Source organism: Natronomonas moolapensis 8.8.11 (assembly GCF_000591055.1).
Taxonomy (GTDB): Archaea; Halobacteriota; Halobacteria; order Halobacteriales; family Haloarculaceae; genus Natronomonas; species Natronomonas moolapensis.
The window spans coordinates 897,523-921,320 of record NC_020388.1; the positions used below are offsets into that span (position 1 = coordinate 897,523).

At 63.1% G+C, this 23,798-nt stretch carries 26 protein-coding genes and 4 pseudogenes; 17 read left to right on the forward strand and 13 right to left on the reverse strand.

All coding sequences use genetic code 11. From position 1 onward, the window contains the following. Positions 1-160: 160 nt before the first annotated feature. From NMLP_RS15050 to NMLP_RS04475, 4 genes and pseudogenes are all read left to right on the forward strand, one after another. Positions 161-271, forward strand: a pseudogene (locus tag NMLP_RS15050) (IS6 family transposase); the annotation flags it as partial. Then, positions 267-565: pseudogene (locus NMLP_RS14190) on the forward strand (hypothetical protein); the annotation flags it as partial. The pseudogenes NMLP_RS15050 and NMLP_RS14190, both read left to right, overlap by 5 nt. 303 nt (positions 566-868) lie before the next feature. Beyond that, complete coding sequence (locus NMLP_RS15800) at positions 869-1,045, forward strand: hypothetical protein (RefSeq protein WP_231857249.1); 177 nt, start codon at positions 869-871, stop codon at positions 1,043-1,045. A gap of 3 nt (positions 1,046-1,048) precedes the next feature. After that, entirely contained in the window at positions 1,049-1,570 is a 522-nt protein-coding gene (locus tag NMLP_RS04475; protein ID WP_015408943.1) for a winged helix-turn-helix transcriptional regulator, read from the forward strand. Positions 1,571-1,583: 13 nt separating this feature from the next. Here NMLP_RS04475 and NMLP_RS04480 read toward each other — a convergent pair whose 3' ends face one another. Genes NMLP_RS04480 through NMLP_RS16130 form a run of 4 tightly spaced genes read right to left on the reverse strand, consistent with a single transcriptional unit; the run spans position 1,584 to position 3,492 of the window. Beyond that, complete coding sequence (locus NMLP_RS04480; protein ID WP_015408944.1) at positions 1,584-2,126, reverse strand: hypothetical protein; 543 nt, start codon at positions 2,124-2,126, stop codon at positions 1,584-1,586. Beyond that, the gene (locus NMLP_RS04485; RefSeq protein WP_015408945.1) at positions 2,126-2,413 is read right to left on the reverse strand and encodes a thrombospondin type 3 repeat-containing protein; all 288 of its coding nucleotides are present in this window, start codon (positions 2,411-2,413) and stop codon (positions 2,126-2,128) included. The genes NMLP_RS04480 and NMLP_RS04485 overlap by 1 nt, the downstream gene beginning before the upstream one ends. Then, a complete protein-coding gene (locus NMLP_RS04490; RefSeq protein WP_015408946.1) occupies positions 2,397-3,266 on the reverse strand; it encodes an FAD:protein FMN transferase in 870 nt (289 codons plus the stop codon). The genes NMLP_RS04485 and NMLP_RS04490 overlap by 17 nt, the downstream gene beginning before the upstream one ends. After that, positions 3,220-3,492, reverse strand: coding sequence for a pentapeptide repeat-containing protein (locus tag NMLP_RS16130; RefSeq protein WP_084260781.1), 273 nt, complete (start codon positions 3,490-3,492; stop codon positions 3,220-3,222). Before NMLP_RS16130 ends, NMLP_RS04490 begins: the two co-directional genes overlap by 47 nt. Before the next feature lie 434 nt (positions 3,493-3,926). Between NMLP_RS16130 and NMLP_RS14720 the strand changes: the two are divergent. Next, positions 3,927-4,316 (forward strand): annotated as a pseudogene (locus NMLP_RS14720) (IS6 family transposase); the annotation flags it as partial. Positions 4,317-4,488: 172 nt separating this feature from the next. Here the strand turns inward: NMLP_RS14720 and NMLP_RS04500 are convergent. Then, positions 4,489-5,022: pseudogene (locus tag NMLP_RS04500) on the reverse strand (tRNA (cytidine(56)-2'-O)-methyltransferase); the annotation flags it as partial. Positions 5,023-5,129: 107 nt separating this feature from the next. On the opposite strand from NMLP_RS04500, the gene NMLP_RS04505 reads away from it, so the two are divergent. After that, the gene (locus NMLP_RS04505) at positions 5,130-6,059 is read left to right on the forward strand and encodes an NAD-dependent epimerase/dehydratase family protein (protein ID WP_015408949.1); all 930 of its coding nucleotides are present in this window, start codon (positions 5,130-5,132) and stop codon (positions 6,057-6,059) included. Between the two features lie 26 nt (positions 6,060-6,085). Here NMLP_RS04505 and NMLP_RS15370 read toward each other — a convergent pair whose 3' ends face one another. After that, complete coding sequence (locus tag NMLP_RS15370; RefSeq protein ID WP_015408950.1) at positions 6,086-6,418, reverse strand: BsuPI-related putative proteinase inhibitor; 333 nt, start codon at positions 6,416-6,418, stop codon at positions 6,086-6,088. Between the two features lie 99 nt (positions 6,419-6,517). Here NMLP_RS15370 and NMLP_RS04515 point away from each other — a divergent pair, with 99 nt between their 5' ends. The 3 genes from NMLP_RS04515 to NMLP_RS04525 all read left to right on the forward strand — a co-directional run bounded on the left by NMLP_RS04515 (position 6,518) and on the right by NMLP_RS04525 (position 9,072). After that, on the forward strand, positions 6,518-7,756 hold the full coding sequence (locus tag NMLP_RS04515) for a hypothetical protein (protein WP_015408951.1): 1,239 nt from the start codon (positions 6,518-6,520) through the stop codon (positions 7,754-7,756). A gap of 67 nt (positions 7,757-7,823) precedes the next feature. Then, positions 7,824-8,591, forward strand: a complete 768-nt coding sequence (locus NMLP_RS04520) for a DUF2797 domain-containing protein (RefSeq protein WP_015408952.1) — start codon at positions 7,824-7,826, stop codon at positions 8,589-8,591. Between the two features lie 61 nt (positions 8,592-8,652). Beyond that, entirely contained in the window at positions 8,653-9,072 is a 420-nt protein-coding gene (locus NMLP_RS04525) for a hypothetical protein (RefSeq protein ID WP_015408953.1), read from the forward strand. Between the two features lie 134 nt (positions 9,073-9,206). On the opposite strand, the gene NMLP_RS04530 is transcribed toward NMLP_RS04525, so the two are convergent. From NMLP_RS04530 to NMLP_RS15375, 5 genes are all read right to left on the reverse strand, one after another. Further along, positions 9,207-10,355 (reverse strand): pyridoxal phosphate-dependent aminotransferase, encoded by a 1,149-nt coding sequence (locus tag NMLP_RS04530; protein WP_015408954.1) that lies wholly within the window; start codon positions 10,353-10,355, stop codon positions 9,207-9,209. Continuing rightward, positions 10,352-10,768: a 6,7-dimethyl-8-ribityllumazine synthase gene (ribH, locus tag NMLP_RS04535; protein ID WP_015408955.1), complete on the reverse strand. Its 417-nt coding sequence runs from the start codon at positions 10,766-10,768 to the stop codon at positions 10,352-10,354. Before ribH ends, NMLP_RS04530 begins: the two co-directional genes overlap by 4 nt. Before the next feature lie 371 nt (positions 10,769-11,139). Then, positions 11,140-11,631, reverse strand: coding sequence for a 50S ribosomal protein L11 (locus NMLP_RS04540; protein ID WP_015408956.1), 492 nt, complete (start codon positions 11,629-11,631; stop codon positions 11,140-11,142). A gap of 82 nt (positions 11,632-11,713) precedes the next feature. Continuing rightward, on the reverse strand, positions 11,714-11,914 hold the full coding sequence (locus NMLP_RS04545) for a VNG_1110C family protein (RefSeq protein ID WP_015408957.1): 201 nt from the start codon (positions 11,912-11,914) through the stop codon (positions 11,714-11,716). Between the two features lie 130 nt (positions 11,915-12,044). Beyond that, positions 12,045-12,209 (reverse strand): hypothetical protein, encoded by a 165-nt coding sequence (locus NMLP_RS15375; protein WP_160169577.1) that lies wholly within the window; start codon positions 12,207-12,209, stop codon positions 12,045-12,047. Positions 12,210-12,347: 138 nt separating this feature from the next. On the opposite strand from NMLP_RS15375, the gene NMLP_RS04550 reads away from it, so the two are divergent. The 4 genes from NMLP_RS04550 (at position 12,348) to NMLP_RS04565 (ending at position 16,082) form a co-directional block, all read left to right on the forward strand. Beyond that, positions 12,348-13,463, forward strand: a complete 1,116-nt coding sequence (locus NMLP_RS04550; RefSeq protein ID WP_015408958.1) for an OBG GTPase family GTP-binding protein — start codon at positions 12,348-12,350, stop codon at positions 13,461-13,463. A 98-nt stretch (positions 13,464-13,561) separates the two neighbouring features. After that, on the forward strand, positions 13,562-14,008 hold the full coding sequence (locus tag NMLP_RS04555) for a DUF2391 family protein (RefSeq protein ID WP_015408959.1): 447 nt from the start codon (positions 13,562-13,564) through the stop codon (positions 14,006-14,008). Positions 14,009-14,124: 116 nt separating this feature from the next. Further along, positions 14,125-15,078, forward strand: coding sequence for an archaeosortase A (artA, locus tag NMLP_RS04560; RefSeq protein WP_015408960.1), 954 nt, complete (start codon positions 14,125-14,127; stop codon positions 15,076-15,078). Further along, the gene (locus NMLP_RS04565; RefSeq protein ID WP_015408961.1) at positions 15,075-16,082 is read left to right on the forward strand and encodes a hypothetical protein; all 1,008 of its coding nucleotides are present in this window, start codon (positions 15,075-15,077) and stop codon (positions 16,080-16,082) included. Before artA ends, NMLP_RS04565 begins: the two co-directional genes overlap by 4 nt. Positions 16,083-16,089: 7 nt before the next feature. Here NMLP_RS04565 and dph5 read toward each other — a convergent pair whose 3' ends face one another. Beyond that, positions 16,090-16,890: a diphthine synthase gene (dph5, locus tag NMLP_RS04570; protein ID WP_015408962.1), complete on the reverse strand. Its 801-nt coding sequence runs from the start codon at positions 16,888-16,890 to the stop codon at positions 16,090-16,092. A 289-nt stretch (positions 16,891-17,179) separates the two neighbouring features. Between dph5 and NMLP_RS04575 the strand changes: the two genes are divergently transcribed. Together NMLP_RS04575 and NMLP_RS15585 are read left to right on the forward strand one after the other, a co-directional pair. Beyond that, entirely contained in the window at positions 17,180-18,154 is a 975-nt protein-coding gene (locus NMLP_RS04575; RefSeq protein ID WP_015408963.1) for a transcription initiation factor IIB, read from the forward strand. Between the two features lie 134 nt (positions 18,155-18,288). Then, positions 18,289-18,462 carry a DUF7836 family putative zinc-binding protein gene (locus tag NMLP_RS15585; RefSeq protein ID WP_015408964.1) on the forward strand — a complete coding sequence of 58 codons (174 nt, stop codon included), beginning with the start codon at positions 18,289-18,291 and terminating at the stop codon, positions 18,460-18,462. A gap of 82 nt (positions 18,463-18,544) precedes the next feature. On the opposite strand, the gene NMLP_RS04580 is transcribed toward NMLP_RS15585, so the two are convergent. Then, on the reverse strand, positions 18,545-19,108 hold the full coding sequence (locus NMLP_RS04580; protein WP_015408965.1) for a DUF420 domain-containing protein: 564 nt from the start codon (positions 19,106-19,108) through the stop codon (positions 18,545-18,547). Between the two features lie 419 nt (positions 19,109-19,527). Between NMLP_RS04580 and NMLP_RS04585 the strand changes: the two genes are divergently transcribed. Further along, a complete protein-coding gene (locus NMLP_RS04585; protein WP_015408966.1) occupies positions 19,528-21,747 on the forward strand; it encodes a histidine kinase N-terminal 7TM domain-containing protein in 2,220 nt (739 codons plus the stop codon). Continuing rightward, the gene (locus tag NMLP_RS04590) at positions 21,744-23,690 is read left to right on the forward strand and encodes a bacterio-opsin activator domain-containing protein (protein WP_015408967.1); all 1,947 of its coding nucleotides are present in this window, start codon (positions 21,744-21,746) and stop codon (positions 23,688-23,690) included. Before NMLP_RS04585 ends, NMLP_RS04590 begins: the two co-directional genes overlap by 4 nt. The last annotated feature ends 108 nt before the right edge of the window (positions 23,691-23,798 follow it).

Consider the following 23,798-nt stretch of genomic DNA (forward strand, 5'->3'; position numbering starts at 1 on the left):
GCTGACATAACGGCATTTCGATGTACTGATGTGACGGCGTTGGCTCCGGAGCGATATCTACTTCCAGTCGCTGCGGTTCGGTCTCCCTCGCTTGAGCCGGGGCTAGAGCGTACAGCACAGTCAGGACACGTTCGTGCTCTACCACACGTTGGCGCTTCATTCACTCAGAGAAACAAAAAACACGCTCCGCTTACTCGGCGCTTGAGGCACTCATAAAGCTGTTTGGCAGTGGATACATCGGCTGGCTGATAGCGGTCACAGCCAGCTTGAACGTATACTTTTCTGAAGATTTCAACAGTACCTCTAGTCGCGCAACCGTACTCCTGCAAAACATAGTCTCGGTAGACGACTTCCTGAATGTCGTGGCTACCGGGACAGTGCCACTGTTCGAGCATCTTGAGTTCGAATCTCGACTGGAGTACGGCGTGTTCGCCCCCGCTTGAGGAAGCGAACACGAATTCACCAGCCTCCAGATCTCATTCAGGGCGTTCTGCGCTGCTACTACGAGGATGTCTACGGCACACATCCGGTCACACGAGAACGCCAGCACGGCCTCGTCTGGCACCAGCCGAGAATCTGCCGACACTGTCGGAGATCTCCTCGGCGATGTCGCCTGAGAGAACTTCCGAGCGACCTACGGAATCTATTCGATTAGATTCGATGGTTGAACGCCAATCGTTTTATCCGACACTATCGTCAGTTGGCTTGTATTGACTGCCGAGCACGTCGCACCAGCTGTGTACACAAATAGTAACGCATGACACTCGCACAACTCCTCGAACAGTACGTCAGTCTCGGCATTTTCGTTCTCGCTGGGGGGCTTAGCGTCCTCAGCTTTCTCGCATGGCGACGGGAACGTCATAATCAAATGCGAATCGTCACACTCGGGTACGCGATGTTTGCCGTCTATGGACTCACCGTGTTTCTGAAATACCTTTTGCTCCCCTATCTCCCGTACGCGCCGCTCGAACTGCTCGAACACGCAAGTGCACTCTTGATTCTCGGTGGGCTCATGACCTTCTTCGTCGCTCTCACGCGAGACTGAGTAATGTCGGATCCGAACCTCGAACTGGACTCTCGGCGGGTGATCTACCAGCGGATAGCCGACACGCCGGGCGTTCACTTTCGCGCGCTCCTCAGCGACCTCGAGTACGCGCAGGGAACGCTCCAGTATCAGCTCCGCTGGCTCGCCGACGAGGGCTTGATCGACATCTCGGACGACGGCAAGTACACGCGGTACTACCCTGCCGTCGAGTTCGACGAGGCTGATCGAGCAGTGATGAACGCGTTGCGGCGAGAGTATAGTCGCCGCATCCTTGCACACCTTCTCACAGACGGCCCACTCTCGACAACCGAACTCAGCGACCGCCTCGCGAAGGCGCAATCGACCGTTTCGTGGCATCTCTCGAAGCTTGCCGAGGCCAACCTCGTCACCAAAGAGCGCGATGGCCGGAGTGTTATGTATCAGGTTTGCGACCCGGACCGGGTCAAATACCTCTACACGGTTCACCAACGCTCGTTCACTGACAAAGTGGTCGACCGTATTCTGGGCCTCTGGGATGGCTACTAATCCGGGGTCGATACTAATCCGGGGTCGCGTTCGCTGGCATCTCTCGAAGCACCAGTAGACGCAACAGGAGCACGTACACGAGAAACGCAACTGAAGGGCCCAACAGAGGACGGACGAGTCCCGTCAGATCAGTCCCGATCGCTGCTGCGTGAATCGTCCCGAAGGCGAACCCGGCATACGCAAACGAGTGAACGACACGTGGCCCCCACGGGCGCTGGAAGCGTTTCGGGTCAATAAAAGCAACTACCGCGACGACGAGCATGAGCAGCGCCCCCGCACCCACAGCCACGCCGCCGAAAAAGTACGGCATCGAGTATGCCGGCGCTGGAACCGCTCCGATGACGACGAACCACGCGTCGAGGACGCCAAGCCCCGCGTGTAGCAACGTGACGATCATCGCGAACACGGATAGTTCGACGTGGATACGTCTGGCGGCCTCGTGGAGCACCCCGAACGACTCCGTGTTGTAGAAGATGCCCGTGAGGACGGCCAGGTACAGCAACGGGTACGTGATGAGCGCGGCACCGCGGTCGAGGAGCCAGACGAGTTGTGACATTACGATGCTCCCGTCGTTTCGACGACATCGGGACAGCCGTCCGAATCCTGGAATCCGTTATTCGTCTCTGCACGTGTCGGACACTTGTCGGTGGAGTCCTCGATGCCATCTCCGTCGTAATCTGTCGGTGTCTGTCGCTCCAAAACGGTCTGATCGATGAGGTCGCTCTGTGCTTTCTCAGTCGCCTGGGTGGCACGGATGTCGTCGATCTGCCAGAGGATTGGCACGGCCACGACCAGCACGACGATCGCAACGACGGTGATTCGCTGTTTATGTGTCCATGACATGTGAATCGAATCCTCCTGTCGTGTGGAAGACGCCGCCGTGAATGATCAGCGCCTCTAATCCGTCCCACTCGGCTGCTAATTCACGCGCTTCATCGAGGGAGAGTGCAGCGAGCGTCGTTGCCAGGGCATCGGCTTCCATACAGTCCCGGCGCGCGAGGACAGTAACGGACTCGTGACGTGAGCCGAGCGACTCGGTGGTCGCGTCATAGATGTGGTCCGTGTCGTTTCGCGAGCGTCGGTATCCTCCAGACGTCGCGACGAACCAATCCGTATCCAGAATCTTCAGCGGTGTGTCGTCGCCGTACGGGCTCTCGATGGCGACCGGGCCCGTGGGCGGGGACATATCTCCACCACCACTGACGAACCCACGTCGACCAAGCCCTGCGAGCGCTTCGCTGGCTTGGTCAACGATGTACCCCTTCGCGAGGCCGTTGAGGTCAAGCTCGACATCGGTACTGACCTGAGGCCCGCTGACATGGACCGATCCGGTATCGAATTCTGTGGGTGGTGTTTCGTTGTCACCACGCAGGAACGTTTTGAGCTCCTGTTCGACGCGGCCCTGGTGGATATCGAACACTCCGGCGGTCCTGTCGTCGTATTCGAGCCCACGGCGAACGATACGGGCGACGTGTTCGTTCGCGATCGCACCGTCGCGGTTGAGTTGGCTGACGGCACTCGCCCCGTCGAAGGCGTTCAGTTGTGCTTCGAGTGACTCAGCCGTGTCTCGTGCCGCAGTCACCGCAGCGTCGGCCCGGATGCCTGTCGCGTGGACCCGAAACGTTGTATCACAACAGTTGAACTCGCGGTTAATCTCCCCGAACCGTTCGGTGAGCGATGCAAGCGATCCTACCATCTCGGTCACTCGTTCTCTTCGTATTCGTCATCCTCGTGCTCCTCATCTTCGTATTCGTCATCCTCGTGCTCCTCATCTTCGTATTCGTCATCTTCGTATTCGTCATCTTCGTATTCGTCATCCTCGTGCTCGTCATCTTCGTATTCGTCATCCTCGTGCTCCTCATCTTCGTACCGAGACTGCGTCTGAACTGCTGGGGTGAACTCCTTATTTTGCGTCGGCACATCAGAAGCAGCTTGCTGTGGGGTGTCTGACGCGGTCGTACCTGGGTTAGGTTGCTCGCCGGCCTGCGCGAGGCTGCCACCGGGCAGTGCCAGGGCTCCGGCGACACCAGCTGTGAGGAGCGCACCTATGAGCGTGAAGGCGACGAGTTTGTTACTGGGGACTGGAATACGCATGATCAGCTGCACCCCGCTGTAGGATCGCTACCATTGACGTGTCGGTCGTTGCGTTTTGCCATTACAACTGGAGGATTGAGACAACCGTAGTAAGTCGTTGGCGTCCAATCTTCGAATCCTCGTACAGTTATCGAATCGACTCAGAGCGCGAAGTGTGTGGATACTTCTCAGAGGAGACTGTATAATGATATACAGTATATTAGTATCGCACTGTCTATTTGAGCCAGTTTGAGAAGCGAGCAGGTCGTTGCGTGAATTGGTCATGTCGCTCGTCGACCTGCTCAGCAATTGCTTTGCGGCAGATTTAAAAGAACCTTGGGAGCGTGAGCGGACGGCGACGCCCCTCAGGGCGTTCGCCGTCTGGCTCCACGCGACCGGCTGTTCGCTTAGAGGGACAACCCCGATCCTCTCTGAAGTAGGCGTTGAACGCTTTCACGGAGCGGTCTGGAACTGGGTACCTCGGATTACTGACAGCGTTTCCAACCCGCGACGGCGCAACCGTCGCGGGTCGCGGTCATCGAGACTGCTGTCAGAATCAGCGCTGAATGGCCTTGATCGACACGGCACCGATCCAGCGGCTGCGTTTCTGTCCGGTCTCGTCGAGAAACACGATCACTCAGACACCGTGTTTCTCGTCGATCAATTCGGCTATTGGGCTGTCATTCGTTCGTAGGTATCGGTCATGTAATAAATGATCGCCGGAAAGGACGTTACTCCTCGTCCGGCCGGCCGTCCCCTCGGAGTCGGTGCGTGTCGTCGGACGGCTCGGCGCCGTCGACCGCATCGGTGTCCGTTAGCGTCGCGTCGTCCGCCGATCCCGCCGCCTCCGTCGGCTCGACTTGCTTGCCGATCGCTTTCGGGATCACCCGGTGGGTCGCGTCGTCCCACTCGCGCTCGAGTTCCCGCCCCTCGAAGAGCCGATCGAGAAAGACGGCCAGGCCGGCGACCTCTGAGTGTGGCTGGTTCGTCACGCCGACGTTGTAATCGGCCCGCTCGTAGACGTCGAAGGGGACTTTCTCGGCCCCGACGACGACCAACAGCGACCCCTCCTCGTGGTCGCTTCTGACCTCGGATTCGACCGCTTGGATCGGCAGCCCGTACATCGTGAGGTGAACAACAGTCCCCTCGAAGCCTCGGATGACTCCCCGTGGTTCCTCGGTCAACTCGGCGTCGAAGGGACCGCCAAACCGGTCCGTGATGTCCTCGATGGTTCCCTTCGACCCCGAGGCGGCCCCGGAGATGATCACTCGATCGGCGCCGAGCGCCCGGGCTGTCAGGCCCACGTGAGTCGTCATCCGGTTGTCCCGTCCCGGCCGATGGCCGAGCCGGAGGACGACAACCTCGGGATCTGCGTGCATACGTCGGCTTTCGCCCCGGGCCGTTAGGCGGTTTCGGTCGTCGGAGCGGGGAGGCGTCCCGTTCCCGCGTCGAAACCGATTTATTACACCCGATCCCACCGCCGTCAATGCAACTCTCCGGACTGCGGATCTGTATCACCGGTGGCGGCGGGTTCGTCGGGTCACACCTGGCCGACCGCCTCGTCGACGACAACGACCTCCTCGTCGTCGACCACTTCGAAAACGGCCGCCAGGAGTGGATACCCGGGGGCGCAACAGTGATACGGGGCGACCTCCGGGAGCCAACCGTCCGCCGCGAGGCGATCCCCGACGGGACGGATCTGGTCTTTCATTTCGCCGCGGACAAGGCCGTCGACAGCGACGACCCGGACGGACAGTTCCGGGCGAATACGGCTCTGACGGCCTCCGTCCTCGAACGGATGGACACCGCCGGCTGTCGCCGAATCGCGTTCACGTCGTCGTCGACGGTGTACGGAGAGGCCCCGCGGCCGACGCCCGAGGATTACGCCCCGCTGGAACCGATCAGCGCCTACGGGGCGGCGAAACTCGCAGAGGAGGCGCTGTTATCGGTGTACACCCACAGTCACGGGTTCGACGTCTGGTGTTTCCGTTTCGCGAACATCGTCGGCCCGCGGCTCCAGTTGGGGGCCGTGATTCCCGATTTCATCCACAAGCTCCGCGAGGATCCGACCGAACTCGAGATCCTCGGCGACGGCCGCCAGGAGAAGTCCTACATGCACGTCGAGTCGTGTCTGGACGCGATGGAACACGTCGTCGAACACGCCGACGCGCCGATGAACACCTACAACCTCGGTACCCGGACTACGACGTCCGTCCGGCGGATCGCGGACATCGTCGCCGAGGAGATGGGGCTCGACCCCGCCTACAGCTTCACCGGCGGGGACCGCGGCTGGGTCGGCGACGTGCCTCGGATGCGGCTCTCGATCGAGAAGCTGGCCGCGACGGGGTGGACGCCAGAGGCGTCGTCGGACGACGCCGTCCGGCGGGCGGTTCGGGAGCTTCTCGCCGAGGGATAACGGGAAGCCCGGCCGCCGGGCACGGCCTACATCAAAAACGGCGTCCGGGCCGAGACACTCCGCTCGCTGACGCGGAGCGTCGGCTCGACGGTGTAGTCGCCAGGCTCCGGATCGGGCCACGTCCCCCCGAACGTCGCCGCCTCGCCGGGCTGGAGGTTCGCCTCGGTACGCGACTGTTCGAAAGTCCGACCGTCGCTGTAGCGCCATATCTCGTCGCCGTCCCGATACACTTCGAAGTCGGCCCTGCAGGCGTCCTGGAACGTCAGCTCGATCGGCGTGCTTCCAGCGTTGACGACGGAGAGATCGAACGTAACGCCGCGACGACGGTCACCTCCAGCGCCGTTTCGAGCATACGCCACGTTTGAGCCGATATATGAAGTGGTATCTCGGTGCCGGCGCTGTGACGAAACGACTAGATCTAGTTCGGATTTATATATGTGGTGGCAGATACACCGGTGATGCGCCGACGTAGGTACCTTGCCCTCTCGGGTGCGGCCGCTTCGGTCGCGCTCTCGGGGTGTGGTGGGAGTACTGATGGTGATGGGAATGGATCGGATCAAATAACGGACACGCCGACAGAGACATCCACACCTGAATCGACACCGACGGAGACTCCCGAACCAGACCCGCCGGTCGTGATCGACTCGCTGTCGCTCTCGCGCGTGAGCGAACAAGACCTATCGCTCCCGACACCGTCTGAGCGAACAACCGCCGTCGTGATTGCGGTGGCGTACACGACGAACGACACTGACCAGTTCGATTTGACTGCCCAACTCCGAGATGGCGACACAGTACGCTCGGAGACGACGGCTACCGTCACGGCGGACGATGGGTCACCGTACGAGGTGGAGCTCTCCGCAAGCGACGTCGAACCGGGGACCCGAACCGTCACCGTCACGGCTGACGTGGATGGGACGACACATCGCTCCGAAACAGAGGTGGACATCAGAGACCAACCGCTTAGCGCCCTGGATCAGTGGGAAGCGTACTACGAGCGCTCTGTCGGGTATATCGAGGATGCGCTCGCAGCCTACGGTGAGCGAGCTGCGTACGAGGGGGATGGGGCAACGCTTCTCCATGTCCTCCCCAGTATGGAGATCGACGTCACCGACGCCGAGGACGAGCTGGATGAGGCCGAACGATGGGAAGAGCGTGCGTATGACGTCCAGGGACGACTTGATGGAGATGAATTCGAACGAACTCAAACGCTGCGGCGTAATATCACGATGGTCGAAGATCTCGCCGAGTGTCAAGAACACCTTCACGGAATTTTTAATGAACTCGATGAAGAGTGGAATGTTTGGGATGATGACGAAGCCAGTGAGCGCGATCGCCCCGAGCAGGATGATCTCGAGCCTGCAGACACACTCCACGGAGAGATCGAAGAGTTACTTGGCGAGTGGGGGACGGTGACTGACGGGATCGGCGACAAGGTGAACCAGATCGACTGGCAGTTGGAACAGCTCGAAACGATGCAGGGCGCTGTAGATCTGATGTGGCAGGCCACGGTCCCAGAGCTCGATCAAGTCCGGCTGGCGCGAGAAGACTTCGAGTCCGTTGAGGCGGAACTCGAGGACACTGAATCGGCTGCCCCCGAGGAAATCGCCGACGAAGCGTGGCTGGAGCTCGCTGAGACGTGGCGCGAAGAGGCGGAAGAAGTCGAGCGCTCGCTTGTGTCCGGCACACCCAGCTCATAAAAACAACTGTCCCGCGTTCGGAGCCGCGGTCCCAACCGATAAATCGCTCCCGCGACTACCCACTCCCGTGCAGGTCGTCGACTACCGGACGGGCGCTCGTGCGGACGCGGAGCCGGCGTTGGTTCTCGCGAGCCAGGGCGAGTTGGAGCGCGAACCGCTCACACCGGGGCGGGAACTCGCGTACACGCTCGGCGAGCGACACTGTGCCGGGGCGATAGACGACGAGGAACACCTGCCCTGTGTCGCTCCGGCGGCGCCGTACTGCGAACTGCACGACTCGACGTGGGTCTGTGCGAAGTGTACCGGGACCTGCCTGAAGCGGGAGATGGACTGTCACACCGACCACGTCATCTACCTGGCGGCCTTCGCGCCGGCGACGTTCAAAGTCGGCGTGACTGGACGGTCCGATCCCGCTATCCGGCTCCGCGAGCAGGGTGCGGATCGGGGCGCGGTCGTCGGACGCGTCGCCGACGGCCGGATCGCCCGGGAACTCGAAGCCGAAATTGCGGCCACGACGCCACTTCCGGATTCGGTCCGCGTCGCGACGAAGGTCGAGGGGATGGGTCTCGGGGTCGACGAGAGGGCGTGGGAGCGACTGCTCGAGGGGTTCGACGTCGAGACGACCTACGACTTCGAGTACGGCCTCGGACTCGACACCGCGCCGATCCCCGACACGTTCGCCGCCGGAACCGTCCTCGGGACGAAGGGTCGCGTACTCGTCGTGGAGCGTTCGGGGGGTCGCTTCGCCGTCGATATGCGGTCGCTGGTCGGGTACGAACTCGAACCGGGGGCGGAGACGCGGGCGTTGCAGTCGAATCTCGGGTCGTTCGGCTGACCGTTGCTCACGTCTCGCCCGTAACCTGTGGACTTTTTTGTCGGGAGCCGAAAGAGCGGGTATGACAGACGAAGAGGAGTCCGAAGCCGAGGGCGAAAGCGGGGACGAAGAGAAGTCGTTCCGCGAGCGCGTCGAGGAGATCAGACAACAACGTTCCGAGGAAGGCGGCGAGGGCGACGGAGAGGAGATGAGCCGCGAGGAGAAGATGCAGGAGATGATGGGCGGCGGTGGCGGTCCCGGCGGCATGGGCGGCGGTGGGATGGGCGGCAGCCCCTTCGCGCAGATGATGGGCGGGATGATGGGCGGCGGTGGCGGTCCCGGCGGCATGGGCGGCGGCCCGCCCGGGATGGGCGGTCCCGCCGAAGCCGGAGACGAGGAGGCCGGCAACGAGGAACTCGTCCGCGAGGTCCGGAAGGTCCGCGACGAACTCCACGACATCCGACGCGAGATCGAGCGCATCGGCGACGCCCTAGAGGAGTAACGGAGACACGGCGCGCTCGGCGCCGATCCTTTTTATTCGCTATGCAGCCGGCGGATGACGGTCGTGTAGCTGTCGATCTTTGCCGTTTGTTTGTAAATCGATTTCCGGCTGCCGACCCGGACGTACACTCCGATTTATAAGTAGCCGGCGTCGGCGAGCCGATCGACGGCCTCGCGGAGCCGGTCCTCGCTCGCGGCGTAGGAGAGTCGCGCGTAGCCGGGCGTCCCGAAGGCGCTGCCCGGGACGGTCGCGACGTGGGCCTCCTCGATGGCCCCCTCACACCACGCCTGGTCGTCGTCATCGACGGGCAACATCATGTAGAACGCGCCGTCCGGGACGGGGACGTCGATGCCGTGCTCGCCGAACAGTTCGACGAGCATATCGCGTCGATCCTCGAAGGCGTCGCGCATCTCCGCGACCGCCTCGTCGGTGCTCTCCAGCGCCTCGATCCCGGCGTGTTGGACGAAGTTCGCCGCACACGACACCGAGTGCGAGTGGAGCTTTGCCGCCTGTTCGACGAGCGCCTCGGGGGCGGCGAGGTAGCCGAGCCGCCACCCGGTCATCGAGTACGCCTTCGAAAAGCCGTTGATCGTGACCGTCCGGTCGCCCATTCCCTCGAGGGAGCCGAGGGAGGTCTGTTCGACCCCGTAGGTGACCGCGTCGTAGATCTCATCGGAGATGACCGTCACGTCGTGTTCGACCGCGAGGTCGCGAACACCCTCGAGGGCGGCATCGGTAAACACTGCCCCCGAGGGGTTCGACGGCGAGTTGATGACGAGCACTTCGGTGTCGTCCGAGACCGTCGCCGCGAGGTCGTCGAGCACCGGCTCGAGCTGGAAGCCCGAACCGGAGAGGTCGATCCGGGAGAGTTCCCCGCCGGCCAGCTTCGCCATCGCCTCGTAGCTGACCCAGGCCGGATCCAGGAGGACGACCTCGTCGCCGTCGTCGACGAGCGTCTGGAACGTCTCGTAGAGGGCCTGCTTGCCACCCGGGGTGACGATGATCTCGTCGGTCGTGTACGCGAGCCCGTCCGAATCGAGCTTCTCGGCGATGGCCTCTTTGAGCCCCGGGATGCCGTTCGAGGGCGTGTAGCCGGTGTGACCGGCGTCGAGGGCGTCCTTGCCGGCCTCGACGACGTTCTCCGGCGTCGGGAAGTCGGGTTCGCCGACCGAGAGGTCGACGACGTCGACGCCGTCGGCTTCGAGTTCCGATGCGAGGTTGCTGATCGCGAGCGTCGCGCTGGGTTCGACCCGCCCGACGCGCTCGGTGAATTGCATTGTCATAGTGTATCGAGTTCCTCCGCGAGTGAAATAGCGCTTCGGACGGCGCTCGCGCCGTGGTGGGTCCGCTCTTCGGCCTCCGCCTGGCTCATTCCGGGGCCGGTAATCCCGAGCGTGACCGGCGTGTCACGGTCCAGGGAGACGTCGGTGAGCCTGCCGGCGGCCGAATCGGCGATCACTCGATCGTGATCGGTGTCGCCGGTGACGATCGCGCCGAGGACCGCAACGGCGTCGATCTCTGGACGGCGGGCCAACCGGTCGGCCGCGAGCGGCGTGTCGTAGGAGCCGGGCACCTCGATCGTCTCGAGTATCTCGGCGCCGGCCTCGTCGGCGGCGTCCCGGGCCCGTGACTCCATCTCGTGGGTCACCGGCCGCTCCTTGTTGAACTGCGCGACCACCAGTCCGAGCGCTACCATACCTTCCCGTCGGTTTCGGCACCTAAAAGAACTGCCGAAAGGCCGCTCGTGCCGCAACCCGTTCGACTCGCTCAGGCCGCCGCCTTCGCTTCGTCGAAGTCACAGCGTCACGTCACTCCGCTCGTGCCGCAACCCGTTCGACTCGCTCAGGCCGCCGCCTTCGCTTCGTCGAAGTCACAGCGTCACGTCACTCCGCTCGTGCCGCAACCCGTTCGACTCGCTCAGGCCGCCGCCTTCGCTTCGTCGAAGTCACAGCGTCACGTCACTCCGCTCGTGCCGCAACCCGTTCGACTCGCTCAGGCCGCCGCCTTCGCTTCGTCGAAGTCACAGCGTCACGTCACTCCGCTCGTGCCGCAACCCGTTCGACTCGCTCAGGCCGCCGCCTTCGCTTCGTCGAACGTCCCGTCGAACTCGCCGTTCTCCAGTCGTTCGTTGAACATTCGGGCATCCTCGCCCTCGACGGTGACGCCGAGTGACGCACAGGTGCCGGCGACCTCCTTTGCGGCGTTACGCGCGTCGTACGCCAGGAGGTCGGGGAGCTTCTGTTCGGCGACCGTTTTGAGCTGTTCGGCGCTCATGTCGGCGACGAACTCCTCGTTGGGCTCGCCCGAGCCGGTCTCGAACCCGAGTTCGTCCTTGATCAGCGCGGCCGTCGGCGGGACGCCGACCTCGATACCGAACGAGCCGTCGTCGTCGTAGTCGACGGTGACGGGGACTTCCGTCCCGTCGAACGCCGCCGTCTGCTCGTTGATCTCGTTGACGACCGCCTGCACGTCGACCGGGGTCGGGCCGAGTTCGGGGCCGAGCGGCGGCCCGGGGTTGGCCTGCCCGCCGGGGACGAGTACTTCGATAGTTCCAGCCATATACGGATTGAGTGTCGCGGTGGTTTTAAGGGTTGTCGATTCGGGCCGGCATGGTAGCCGCACGCACCCGACGGGCGCGGGCTCAGGGTATGGCGACGCCGTGTCGGGCGAGGTACTGGCTTACGTCCTTGATCGCGAGTGGGCTCCCGATGATGCGGGCGGTCGCCTCCTCGTCGGTGACGGTGACGGGGAACTCGGACTCGAGGTCGCGGTGAAGCCCGTCGGGCGTATCGGGCGGGAGGACGATCTGGGTGCTGTCGCGGAGGCTGGCGGGGTCGGCCATCGGTATGTGAGTGGTTCCGCCTGTTGATGAAGCTGTTGAAGCGGGGGGATCGGCGCCGGGGGCGCCTCGATCCGATCCGACCCGGTCCGACCCGACCTGACCCGGTCCGACCCGACCCGACCCGACCCGATCAGGCGTTGACCACCAGGATTCCGAACACCGCCGCCGCGATGAGACCCACGCTGACCGTTCTGAACCCGTAGCCGAAAACCGTCGAGAAGACGAGATGGAAGACGCCCACGAACGCGACCCCGGCACAGAGCAGCGTGGCCGCGAGGGCCCGTTTGCCGTCCATACGCCCGATACGGACGGGGGGCACATATGACTGTGTGTCCCGACGCCCGGGGGTCGATCGTCGCGGAATCGCGCGCACCCGACGCTGGACGGGTCCCAACCGAACGCCTTTTTCGGCACCGACGATACGTCTCCCCTAATGGGGCTCAAAGAGGAGATCGAGGCGATCGAGGCGGAGATCGCCGACACCCCGTACAACAAATCGACCGAACAGCACATCGGTCGGCTGAAGGCCAAGCTGTCGGAAAAAAAAGAGAAGCTGGAGCGCCAGCAGTCCTCCGGGAGCGGCGGCGGCGGATACGCCGTCGAGAAACACGGCGACGCGACGGTCGCGCTCGTCGGGTTTCCATCCGTCGGCAAATCGACGCTCCTCAACGCCCTGACGAACGCCGACAGCGAGGTCGGCTCCTACGAGTTCACGACGCTGGATGTCAACCCCGGGATGCTCGATTACCGCGGCGCGAACATCCAGTTGCTCGACGTGCCGGGGCTCATCGAGGGAGCCGCCGAGAACCGCGGCGGCGGCCAGGCGGTCCTCTCGGTCGTCCGAACCGCCGATTTGGTGTTGTTCGTCCTCTCGGCGTTCGAGATCGACCAGTACGAACGGCTGTATCAGGAGTTGTACAAGAACAAGGTCAGACTCGACACGGAGCCCGTCCAGGTCAACATCCGCAAGAAAATCAAGGGGGGTATCAACCTCACCACCTCGGACCGGGTGAGCCTCGACGACGAGACGATCATGGGCGTCCTCCGGGAGTACGACTACGTCAACGCCGACGTGACGATCCGGGAGGACCTCACGATCGATCAGTTGGTCGACTCGCTGCAGGACAACCGCGAGTACCTCCCCTCGGCCGTCGCGGTCAACAAGGTCGACCTGATCGACCCGAGCTACGTCGAGACGGTCAAGGAGAACCTCCGACGCCACGACATCGACCCCGAGGACACCGTATTTATCAGTGCGGAGGACGGTCGCGGTCTCGACTCCCTGAAAGAAACCGTCTGGAACGACCTCGGACTCATCCGCATCTACATGGACAAGCCGGGCCGCGGCGTCGACCGCGAGGAGCCGCTCATCCTGACCGAGACGCAAAACACCGTCGACGACGCGTTGCACAAACTCGGCGGCAGCTTCGAGGACCGCTTTCGGTTCGCCCGCGTGAGCGGCCCCTCGGCGAAGCACGACGACCAGCAGGTCGGCCGCGATCACGAACTCTGGGACGAGGACGTCCTCCGGATCGTCGCCCGGAAGTGAGACGGACCCGTGGATGAAAGCGCCGTTCGGAGGCGCGAGGAGTCAAAAACGCCGTCATGAGGGGTGGAGTTATTTGCATCGGTGGGGTACGACCCGACATGAAGCTCAAACGTCCCAGCCGCCCCCGGGGGTTCCGGGTAGCCGACTCCGCCCAGCAGCTCGTCGGCGGGTTCCTGCTGGCTGGGCCGTTCGTCGTCACCGAAGAGGTGTGGGTGCTGGCCGCCAACATGAGCGTCTTTCACGCCCTGGCGACGGTCGGTGTGGTGTTCGCCATCGGGTACGCGACCCTTTATAAAGCGGACACCAACCGGGATCCCGACGACGAGCAGAACGTCGGCGGGATTCCGCTCCGGTTCATTTCGTTGATGCTCGTCTCGTTCGGTTCGGTAGTGATCCTGGCGGCGCTGTTCGACGCTCCTGACACCTTCCTCCGAGGAACCGAGTCGAACGGCGCAATCGCCGTGACGATATTTAAAACCGTGAGCGTCGGCGCGATCTTCAGCGTCGTGGGTGCGGCGACGGCCGACAGCGTCTTTTCGCAGTGAGGGCGCTCCGATGCGGCGGTCGCCCGCGACCGACACGCATCTGCCGGCAGACGCCTGTGCGGCCCGCCGGCAGCCGACGATAAGACATATACCCCTCGTGGTGTATCGTTGCGGTAATGTCGCTCTCCACGCAGTCGCTCACCGAGTTCTCGGTGTTGCCCTACACCGACGTGCTCGCGTGGATCGTGATGGCGGTCTTCGTCGCCGGCGTCGTGTTGGACCGACGGGACCGACGCGATCTCGCCGTTCCGGTGACGGCGGGCGCGTGGGGACTGTTCGCCGTGTTCTGGTTCCTCCTGATACACCACTTCGCGTTGATCCACCGGAGCGCGATCCAGACGGTCCTCGTCGTCGTCGCCGTCCCGGCCTGTCTGTACGTCGGGTGGCAACTCTACGGCGGTCGCGAGTCGTTGTTGACGCTCTCTCGGGCGATCGCATTCATGACGATCATCTACCTGCCGTTCGAGACCTCCTACGTCGCCCGACGGGTGTTGATCGAGACCGTCGCGACCCAGACGGCGGCCGTGATCGACGTACTCGGCATCGGAGAGGGCGTTCGGTTCGTCGAGGACCCGACCGGCGAGACGACGTTTATGAACACCTTCTGGTTCCCGGAAACGGGGCAGGCCTCCCGTATCGTCTTCGCCTGCACCGGGATCGGATCGATAGCGATCTTCGGCGGCCTGATCGCCGCCGTCGACGCCGCGCGCCCGAAGAAAGCGATCGCAGCCACGGTGTCGATCGCGGTCATCTGGGTCCTCAACATCGGCCGGAACGTCTTCATCGCCGTGGCCAACGGCTACCAGTGGTTTGCGATCCAGTGGCTCGAGGGCCCGGTCATGCTCCTGTTCGGGCTCTCGGACGCATCGCGCGTCTCGTTTTTCGTCGCGGACCGGATCCTCTCGCAGGGGCTTGCGGTGTTCGCACTCGTCGGCATTGCCTTCCTCGTCTCGCGGTGGGTGCCGGAGCTGCTCGACATCGGCGAGGAACTGCTCTCCGTGCTCTTGGGCCGGGACGTCCGTCTCCGGACGCCGGAAACCGCACCCGACGGGGGTGAGAGCGAACGGTGAACGACAGCGGGGACGACGGCGGCGGGAAAGCCGGTGGGGTCACCCGGCGCCGCGTGTTGCTCGGTGGCGGCGCGTCGGTCGCCACCGTCGGCGGCGCGAAGGCGCTGTACAACACCGTCCTCGGATACGGCCGGTTCGGCATGGGGACGAACCTCGAAGAACAGGACCTCGCCGCGCTCGCGGCCGAGCGACTGGTGCCGACGTACGAGGAATCGATCGGTGGGACCCGCGTCCGGCTCGCGGGCGACGGGATCGTCGTGGACGGCGAGACCACCCTGTCGTTCGACGACGACCCCGCCGATGTCGAGGAACTCGACTCGCGGCTCGGATTCGGGGGCCGTCTCCGCGAGTTGTTCGCCGACGCCGCCGCCGTCCGGGCCGGAACGTACGCCTTCGAGTTCCACGATCCGCCGGCGTTCTTCGACCGGATGGACGACGGCGAACCGCGGCCGGAGGTCGTCACCGCGATCCGTACGAACTGGGACCGGACCGTCGATCCGGGGCTCGTCGGGCGGTTCGCCGGGGTCGACCCCTCGGACCCGGCGGCCGTCGTCGAGGGACTCGTCGGCGGGTTCCGCGAACACACCCACTACGACGTTCCGCGGTATCTCGCCGGTTCGATAGAGGACAACGTCATCCTGGGGGCGGCCGACCTCCGGCAGTACTTCGAGGACGCGGTCGAATTCGAGGCGCTGCTCGAATCCGACGGGACCGGGATCTTCTGCTGGGAGTTGGTGTATCGGTCGATCGAGGCCCTACACGCCGTTTCGCCGGCCCGTCAGGCTGCTCCGATCGCCGCCTGTTACGTGATCGATAGGCGACACAAACACGCGTTCACGGGCCTTCTGGGCGCGATCCGCGTCGACGACGGCCTCCGGTTCCCGATGACGTTCGTCGATTACACCCACACGACGATGTACGACGACTTCCGGCTGACGGGCGTGTTGGGCGAGGGACTCGACGCGTACAACGACCGCCACCGGGCGTCGGAGATCTACTGGTGAGCGGCGCTCAGACGGGGTCCGGAAGGGCCTCCGGGGGCGCACCGGCCAGTTCGACGAGTGCGTCGCGTTCGACGACGTGGAGGTCACCCGGAACGACGAGCAGGTGCAGCGGATCACCGAAGGACCGGCCGGCGAGGGCCTCGAGCCGGTCGGCCGCCACGAGGGGGTCCGGAGCGCCGGCGCGGGCGACGACGACGCCGATCCCGTCGAGGTCCTCGGCGAGCCGCCCCGCCGCGTGGTCGGCGGTCATGTACGCCTCGTGGTCGGGGTCCGGGCCGGACGGTCCGATGCCGACTTTGATGTCGAGATAGACGAGCGTGTGGAGTCCCCGCTCGCGGTTGTCGGCGATCGTATCGAGGACGCTGCCGGGGACGCCGTCCCCGCCGTGGGCGTAGGGGAACGGCAGCGTCGTCGCCTTGCCGAACCGGTAGTTCTGCAGGCCACTCAGCGAGGCGGCCGCCGCGTCGGCGGTCGTTCCATGTACGATTCGGGTGTCGATCCCACGGTCGGCTGCTCGCAGGCGCAAGTCGACGTGGGTCGTCGAGATCATCGTATCGCCGGCGGTGAGGAAGACTGCGTCGCCCGACTCGGCGGCTTCAAGGATCGCCTCGGGGTCTTCCTCGACGTCGGGGCGATCCCGGACGTCGATCTCCACGCCGTGATACGATTCGAGTTCGCCGACGGTCGCGCCCGCCAGCGTACTGGTGTAGAACTCCGCGAAGACGCGGTCGGCATCGGCGATGGCCGCTTCGCCGTCGGCCGCGACCGACCGCTCGTCGTAGAGCCCGAGTCCGACGAATGTAAGCATACGCAGTTTCGGCACCGCCGACGCAAAAGCCCCGCGCTTCGGGGAACGAGAGCCCCCGACGCCGGTCGTGGGAACTGGAACAATATTTATTATAGACCGTCGCCGCTGCGCGCCACAGAGCGGAATAGCACGAATAGCACAATACAGCTGAAACGGCTGAATACGCCGGTGTTAGCCCCGAAATAGGCGAAACATTTAAATAGTTTTCGCACTAACATTATATCAGGAACGGTCCGCCCCGGGTTCTTCGGTTTTCCCGCCTCCGGAGACGGACGTAACCCATCACATCATGAGCAACACTGAACTCAGAACCCACGTAGAAGAGAGCCGAACCGACCCGACCGAACGAACCGACAGCGCCGAGGACACCACGACCTGCCCGGAGTGTGACGCCCGTCTAGAGGCCGATTCGGAGCACGGGGAGACGGTCTGTACCGAATGCGGGCTCGTCGTCGAAGAGGACGAGATCGACCGCGGGCCGGAGTGGCGCGCCTTCGACAGCGCCGAGAAGGATCAAAAGTCCCGCGTCGGCGCCCCCACCACCAACATGATGCACGACAAGGGGCTCTCCACCAACATCGGCTGGCAGGACAAAGACGCCTATGGACGGCAGCTATCGACCCGTCAGCGCCAGAAGATGCAGCGGTTGCGGACCTGGAACGAGCGCTTCCGCACGCGGGACTCCAAGGAGCGCAACCTCAAGCAAGCCCTCGGCGAAATCGAACGGATGGCCTCCGCGCTCGGTCTCCCCGAAAACGTCCGCGAAACCGCCTCCGTCATCTACCGCCGCGCGCTCGACGACAACCTCCTCCCCGGACGCTCCATCGAAGGCGTCTCCACCGCCGCGCTGTACACCGCCGCCAGACAGGCCGGCATCCCGCGCAGCCTCGACGAGATCGAGCGCGTCTCCCGCGTGGATCGGATGGAGTTGACCCGCACGTACCGCTACATCATCCGGGAGTTGAACCTCGAGGTCAAGCCGGCGGACCCGGAGAGCTACATCCCGCGGTTCGTCAGCGACCTCGGTCTCTCCGACGAGGTCGAACGCCGCGCGCGCGAACTCATCGAGGCCGCCCGTGGCGACGGGCTCCTCTCCGGGAAGTCGCCGGTGGGGCTGGCCGCCGCCGCGGTGTATGCCGCCGCGTTGCTCTGCAACGAGAAGGTCACACAAAACGACGTCTCGGAGGTCGCGGACATCTCCGAGGTCACCATCCGCAACCGGTATAAAGAACTGCTCGAGGCGGGCGACGTCGTGACGGCGTAGGCGGTTGGACCGGGACGAAACCGCCCGAGACGGCCGTACTACTGGTTTTGAGCGCTGTTCGCGCGAGTCGACACCCGAACTCGGGGCGGAAGCCGTGACAAAAGTTTTCATACCTGCCGGTCGTTACGGGCGGTATGGAAACGTACGCCAGACTCTTATGCCCCGAGTGCGGCAAGACGTGGGAAAAATCCCCCAAGGACCTCCCCGACCCGAGTCGGACGTTTCACTGCCCCGCGTGTCACGCGAGCCGTCGGCTTTCGGAGTTCGCCCGGACGGAACACGACCTCGATACGCTCAAAGGGTTCTAAGACGGGCACGTCCCGGCAGCGTCGCCCACCGAGGGGCCGCTCCGCGCCCTCGAGGCCAGCCCGTGGCGCGGCCGCCCGTGGATCAGTACACGTGGTACAACAGCGCGTAGATGACGAGTCCCATGGAGAAGGAGACGAGCCAGAGCGTCGCGGCGATGCGGCCCGCTCGCCGGTGGTTCGTTCCGGGGAGTTCCGAGACGGAGTGCGTGCCGGCGGACAACAGCGCGTAGAAGACGAACGGGACACAAACCACCGCCAGCGAGACGTGGACGGCGAGAAACGGCAAATAGAGGTACGTCCGGACGGCCTCGGGGCCGGGGAAGTCGCTCGGCCCGAGGATAGTGACGCGGTAGAGGTACAACAGGAGGAAGGCCGCAAAGAGGCCGAAACTGGCGAGCATCCGGACCCGGTGGCGAGCGACGTCGCCGCGCCTGATGGCCCGAACCCCAGAGAGGATGGTCCCGATCGCGGCGACGCTGATGGCCGCGTTGAGGTGTGGGACGAGGGTCAAAAGCGCCTCCGAGCGCGGGAGGACGCCCGCCGGGATCATCCGCAGCACCGCACCGAAGACGAGTGCGAGCGAAACGGCCGAGAGAAGAACGGTCAATTCGGGGACGCGTCCGCGGGCCCACTCTTGAGTCGACATACACACGATAGCGACGGCGGCCGAATAGGTGTTTTTTTCGCCGCTGCGCTCGTAGGTATTGCTACCATATTTCGTACAGAGAGACCACGCCAGAAACCCAACTGGACGCCGGCTGAGCTACGAATGACAGTAGATGTGCACGGGAATCCGTGAGTCACATCGTCACGTATATCGACCGCAAGTGATTCGAATACGGGAGGAACCGAAACGGCCGAGAAAGACGTGTCCGATGCGTTTCAAACGTGGCTCGACGTAGAACTCCGGAGTGAGAACGCCAAAGCAGTCGTGCTCAGTGTCGCTACAACACTCCACGATCACGGGCCACTCGGGGCTAACTCACAACGAGAGCACAAATTTTGTCGGGAGATGATACGTGCTTGACTAAAATTATGTAGCAGCATACCGAACCAACATAGCATATGGGACTCGCGGCGTTTGGCTCGATGGCCATGGCTGGACTCGTCGTGAGTCACGTCGGTGCTGCGGTGTTGAGCCTCGGCCTGTGTGTCTACGTCGGCCGCAACCACTGGCACCAGCCACTGGGGCGAGCTTTTGTCGGTATGGTCGGGATGACAACGATTTGGATGGTCGCATCGATTGCCCGCTTGTTCGCTACGAGTCTCGACGCCTTCGTCGCGGTCTCGGTCGTGAAATACGTGGGTATCTCAATGCTCGTCCCGTCGCTACTCGTCTTCGCACTGCTGTACGACGGGAGAGAATACTTGCTAACGAACCGAAGGCTCGCGGCACTGCTTGCCATTCCAGTGGCGTCCTTACCGGTGGTCGCCACGACGCAGTTCCACGAACTGTTCTATACGGCCTATGAGACTCGCTCGCTCGCGTCGCTGTCCGTAATCGCCATCGTCGAGGTGGGACCACTGTACTGGGTGTTACTCGTCTATATTTGGACAATCTTCGTCGTCGCATCAGCCTTACTGGTCTATGCGGGATTCAGACGATCGCGGTTCTATCGTAGCCAACTGGTGTTCGTACTGCTTGGTGTCCTCGCTGCCTGGGTCGCAAACTTCGCATACGTCTTTTTCAACTGGCCCCACGCCGCCGTCGATCCGACACCCTTCGGACTCGCACTGGCGAACGCGCTATTGGCGCTGGGTGTCTTCTCGAGTGACCTTGTCGACATTTCACCGGCGGCCCGATACGCGGTTCTGGACGCCATTGAGGACGGCGTCGTTGTCCTAGACCACGACGACCGCGTCGTGGACGTCAACGACGCTGCCAGACCCCTGATGGAGAGCAACGGCACAATTGGTGAGCCGGTAACCGAGGTGTTCCCGCAGAAAATAACCGGGTCGGAGACAGGCGGCGCGACCACAGTCGAACTCACAGTCGATTCACGACGGCGTTTTTACCGCCGCAGACGGCTGCCGATTGGCTCCAAGGGGTCGAAAAAGAGTGTTATTGTCCTCACAGACGTTACCGCCGAAACAGAGTCTCAACAACAAGCCGAACAAGCCCGCAGGAGACTCCGGCAGGCCATCGATCTCATCCCGGATCCGATCTTTGCGAAAGATCTGGACGACGAAGTGCTGCTCTCGAACGAGGCAAATGCCACGCTACACGGCATGAAGCCGGCGGAAATCGAGGGGAAACGGGAGCGGGACATCGAACCCGAGGTCGAGAATATCGATGACTTCGATAAGTATCGACAGCGCGAACTCGCGGCCGTAAAGACGGGTGGCCCGTTGACATCCGAAGAAGAACTGATGGGGCCTGACGGTAAAACGAAGGTTTTCAAGACGACGCGAATCCCGTTCGAGACTGCTGGCGATGACGAGAGCGCGGTTCTTGGCTACGCTCGTGACGTGACCGATCTCAAGGAATACGAACAGGAACTCGAAGCGACAAAAGAACGACTCGAACGGACAAACGAGGAACTGGAGACGTTGAACCGAATCCTTCGCCACGACATCGGGAACGACGCCGTCGTCATCGGACGACTCGCACAGAAACTCGAGCAACACGTCGATGAAGACGGGCAGGAACATCTGGACAACCTGCTGGATCGGGGTGAGCACATCGCGGAGATGACGACCAATCTGCGGAATCTAATGCAGGCGATGCTGGACGAGCGGAGTGAACTCGAGCCAGTGCGACTCGACACGATTCTCGAAGCCGAAATCGAGAGCATGTCTGCCTCCCACGAGAACGCCAGCGTCACCGTCGACGGTGACATACCACGGGCGAGCGTACGGGCTGACCGGATGCTCTCGTCGGTGTTCCAGAATCTCCTGCGAAACGCAATCCAGCACAACGACAAGGCTGTGCCGGAAGTTACGGTCGCCGCCCACGACCGCGAGGAGTCCGTCGTCGTCGAAGTCGCGGATAACGGTCCCGGCGTCCCCGACGACAGCAAAGACGACATCTTCGGGAAGGGCGAGCGGGGCCTCCAGAGCAAAGGGACCGGCGTCGGCCTGTATCTAGTCACCAAGCTGCTCGACCGGTACGGCGGAACCGTCCACGTCCGGAACAGGGTCTTATCCAATGCCACTGACAACCGAGGGGTAGACGATGATGGGAGACTCCGCCTTGCAGCCGGGGCGCCAGCGACCGAGCAGGGAGAACCCGACGGGTCGGTGTTCGTCGTGGAGTTGCCGGCCGTGACGGGTGAGAACCGATGAGCGAGAGAGAACACACACACGTCCTGCTAACCGACGACGACAGACAGTGGGCCGAGTTGCTGGCCGAGGACATCGCTGATGCAGCCAGCGAGTGCGAAGTCACACTGGCGACGAGCGCTGAGGACGCTCTCGAGAAATTAAGCCAGAGCGAATTCGATTGTGTCGTGGCGGACTATCGAATGCCCGGCGCAGACGGCCTTGAGTTACTCGACCAGATCCGCGACACTGACTCTCGACTTCCTTTCCTGCTGGTGACGAGCCAGGGGACCGAAGACGTTGCTGCCCGTGCCATTGAGGCGGGCGTGGACGACTACGTCATCAAGCAGTTCGGCTCCCAGCAGGCCACCCAGTTCGTCAGCAAGATACGAACGGCAGTCGATCAGTATCGACTCCAGCAGGCACTCGAGGAGAGCGAACAGCGCTACCGTACCGTCACCGAAGAAAGTCACGACGCGGTCGTCGTTCTGGACGGGCTCCGACTGGCATTTTGCAACGACCGGGCCACAGAACTGCTCGAGAGGGACCGAGATGAGCTACGGGGCGAGGATGTGGTCGAGGCGGCAGTCCACCGCGAGGACCGGGCACGACTCCGTGAGCAACTCAACCGCTGGGAGGACGGTGAGACCAAACCACGGTTGGAGGAGGCCCGCATCGTCCGCCCCGACGGGACTGTCAGAAACTGTGAGTGTAGTGGCCGGCCGATAACCGTCGACGGCCAGCAGCGCTTGCTAGTATCGTTGCGCGACGTGACCGAACGGAACCGCCGGGAGCGGGAACTCCAGTGGGAACGGGAACTCAATCGGACAGTCCAGCAGGTGCTGGTCGACTCAGAGACGAGAGAGGAACTCGAGCGTCAAATCGTCCAACAATTACGCGAACACGGCTATCCCCTCGCTTGGATCTGTGAGCAGGCAGACGGCGAGTTACTCCCGCGAGTCGTGCGTGGCGATCGACGGTACGTCGACACGGTGGAGAAAGCTATTCAGGACGGGGGGCGAACCAGCGAGCCGGCGAGTAGGGCAGCCGCGACTGGCGAGGCGCAGTTCTGTCAGGACATCGAAGAGGTACCGGCCTGTGAGTGGCGCGAGACTGCCCAGACCTACAGTTATCGGAGCTGTGCCGCAGTTCCCCTCGCGTACAACGACGTTCTCTATGGCGTGTTGGCAGTCTATCACGACCACTCCGGTCGGTTCGACGACACCGAACAGCGCCTCTTGGGCGAACTCGGTGACACGGTCGCTCTCGCAATTCACACACTGGAAACCCAGAGTGCGCTGTCGTCGGACCGCGTCTTCGAAGCCAAACTACAGATACGCGGCAGTTACTATCTCGTCGACCTCGCCAGAAGCGGGGGCTTTCGTGACTGTGAGGGGATCACCGTCCAAGGGACAGTACCCCTGGAGGACGATAGCGTCGTCCAGTATCTCTCACTCCAGATAGGGGAAGCCGACGTAGTCCGGGACAGGCTCGAAAGCCACGCCGCGGTCGAGGACGTGGTCGTCGTCGACGGCGGGAGTCCTGCCCGTCTCCAGGTGACCGTCACCGAACCGGTTCCCGAAGCGATGCTAGCCAAGCGGGGACGGGTCGTCCAGTCGACGGATGTGGAGGGTACCTGTGCGACCATCACCGTTGAAGTCCCCGCCAGAGAGGAGGTTCGCGTACTCGTCGACCATCTCGAAACCACTTTCGGGGCCGTCTCCGTCAGTGCCATCAGAGAACGGACGGACGAGCGGCGAGTGGACCGTCGTCCGGTCGTCGAGACGGGATTGCTGACCGACAAGCAACGCGCCGCGCTCAAAGCCGCCTACTTCAACGGGTACTTCGAACAGCCACGCCGAGCCTCTGCGACCGAGGTGGCCGAGTCACTGGGCGTTTCTCACTCGACGTTTTTGCGCCACCTTCGGACTGCCCAGCAGAAGACGTTCGGTGTGCAGTTCGACTAGCAGACCCAACTGAACCGGGAAAATCGGAACGGTTCGCGTGTAGCCGAAATAAAAAGCCTAGACCCGGTTTGTTCACATGTGCATACTATTTTTACAAGTGGGCGTCAC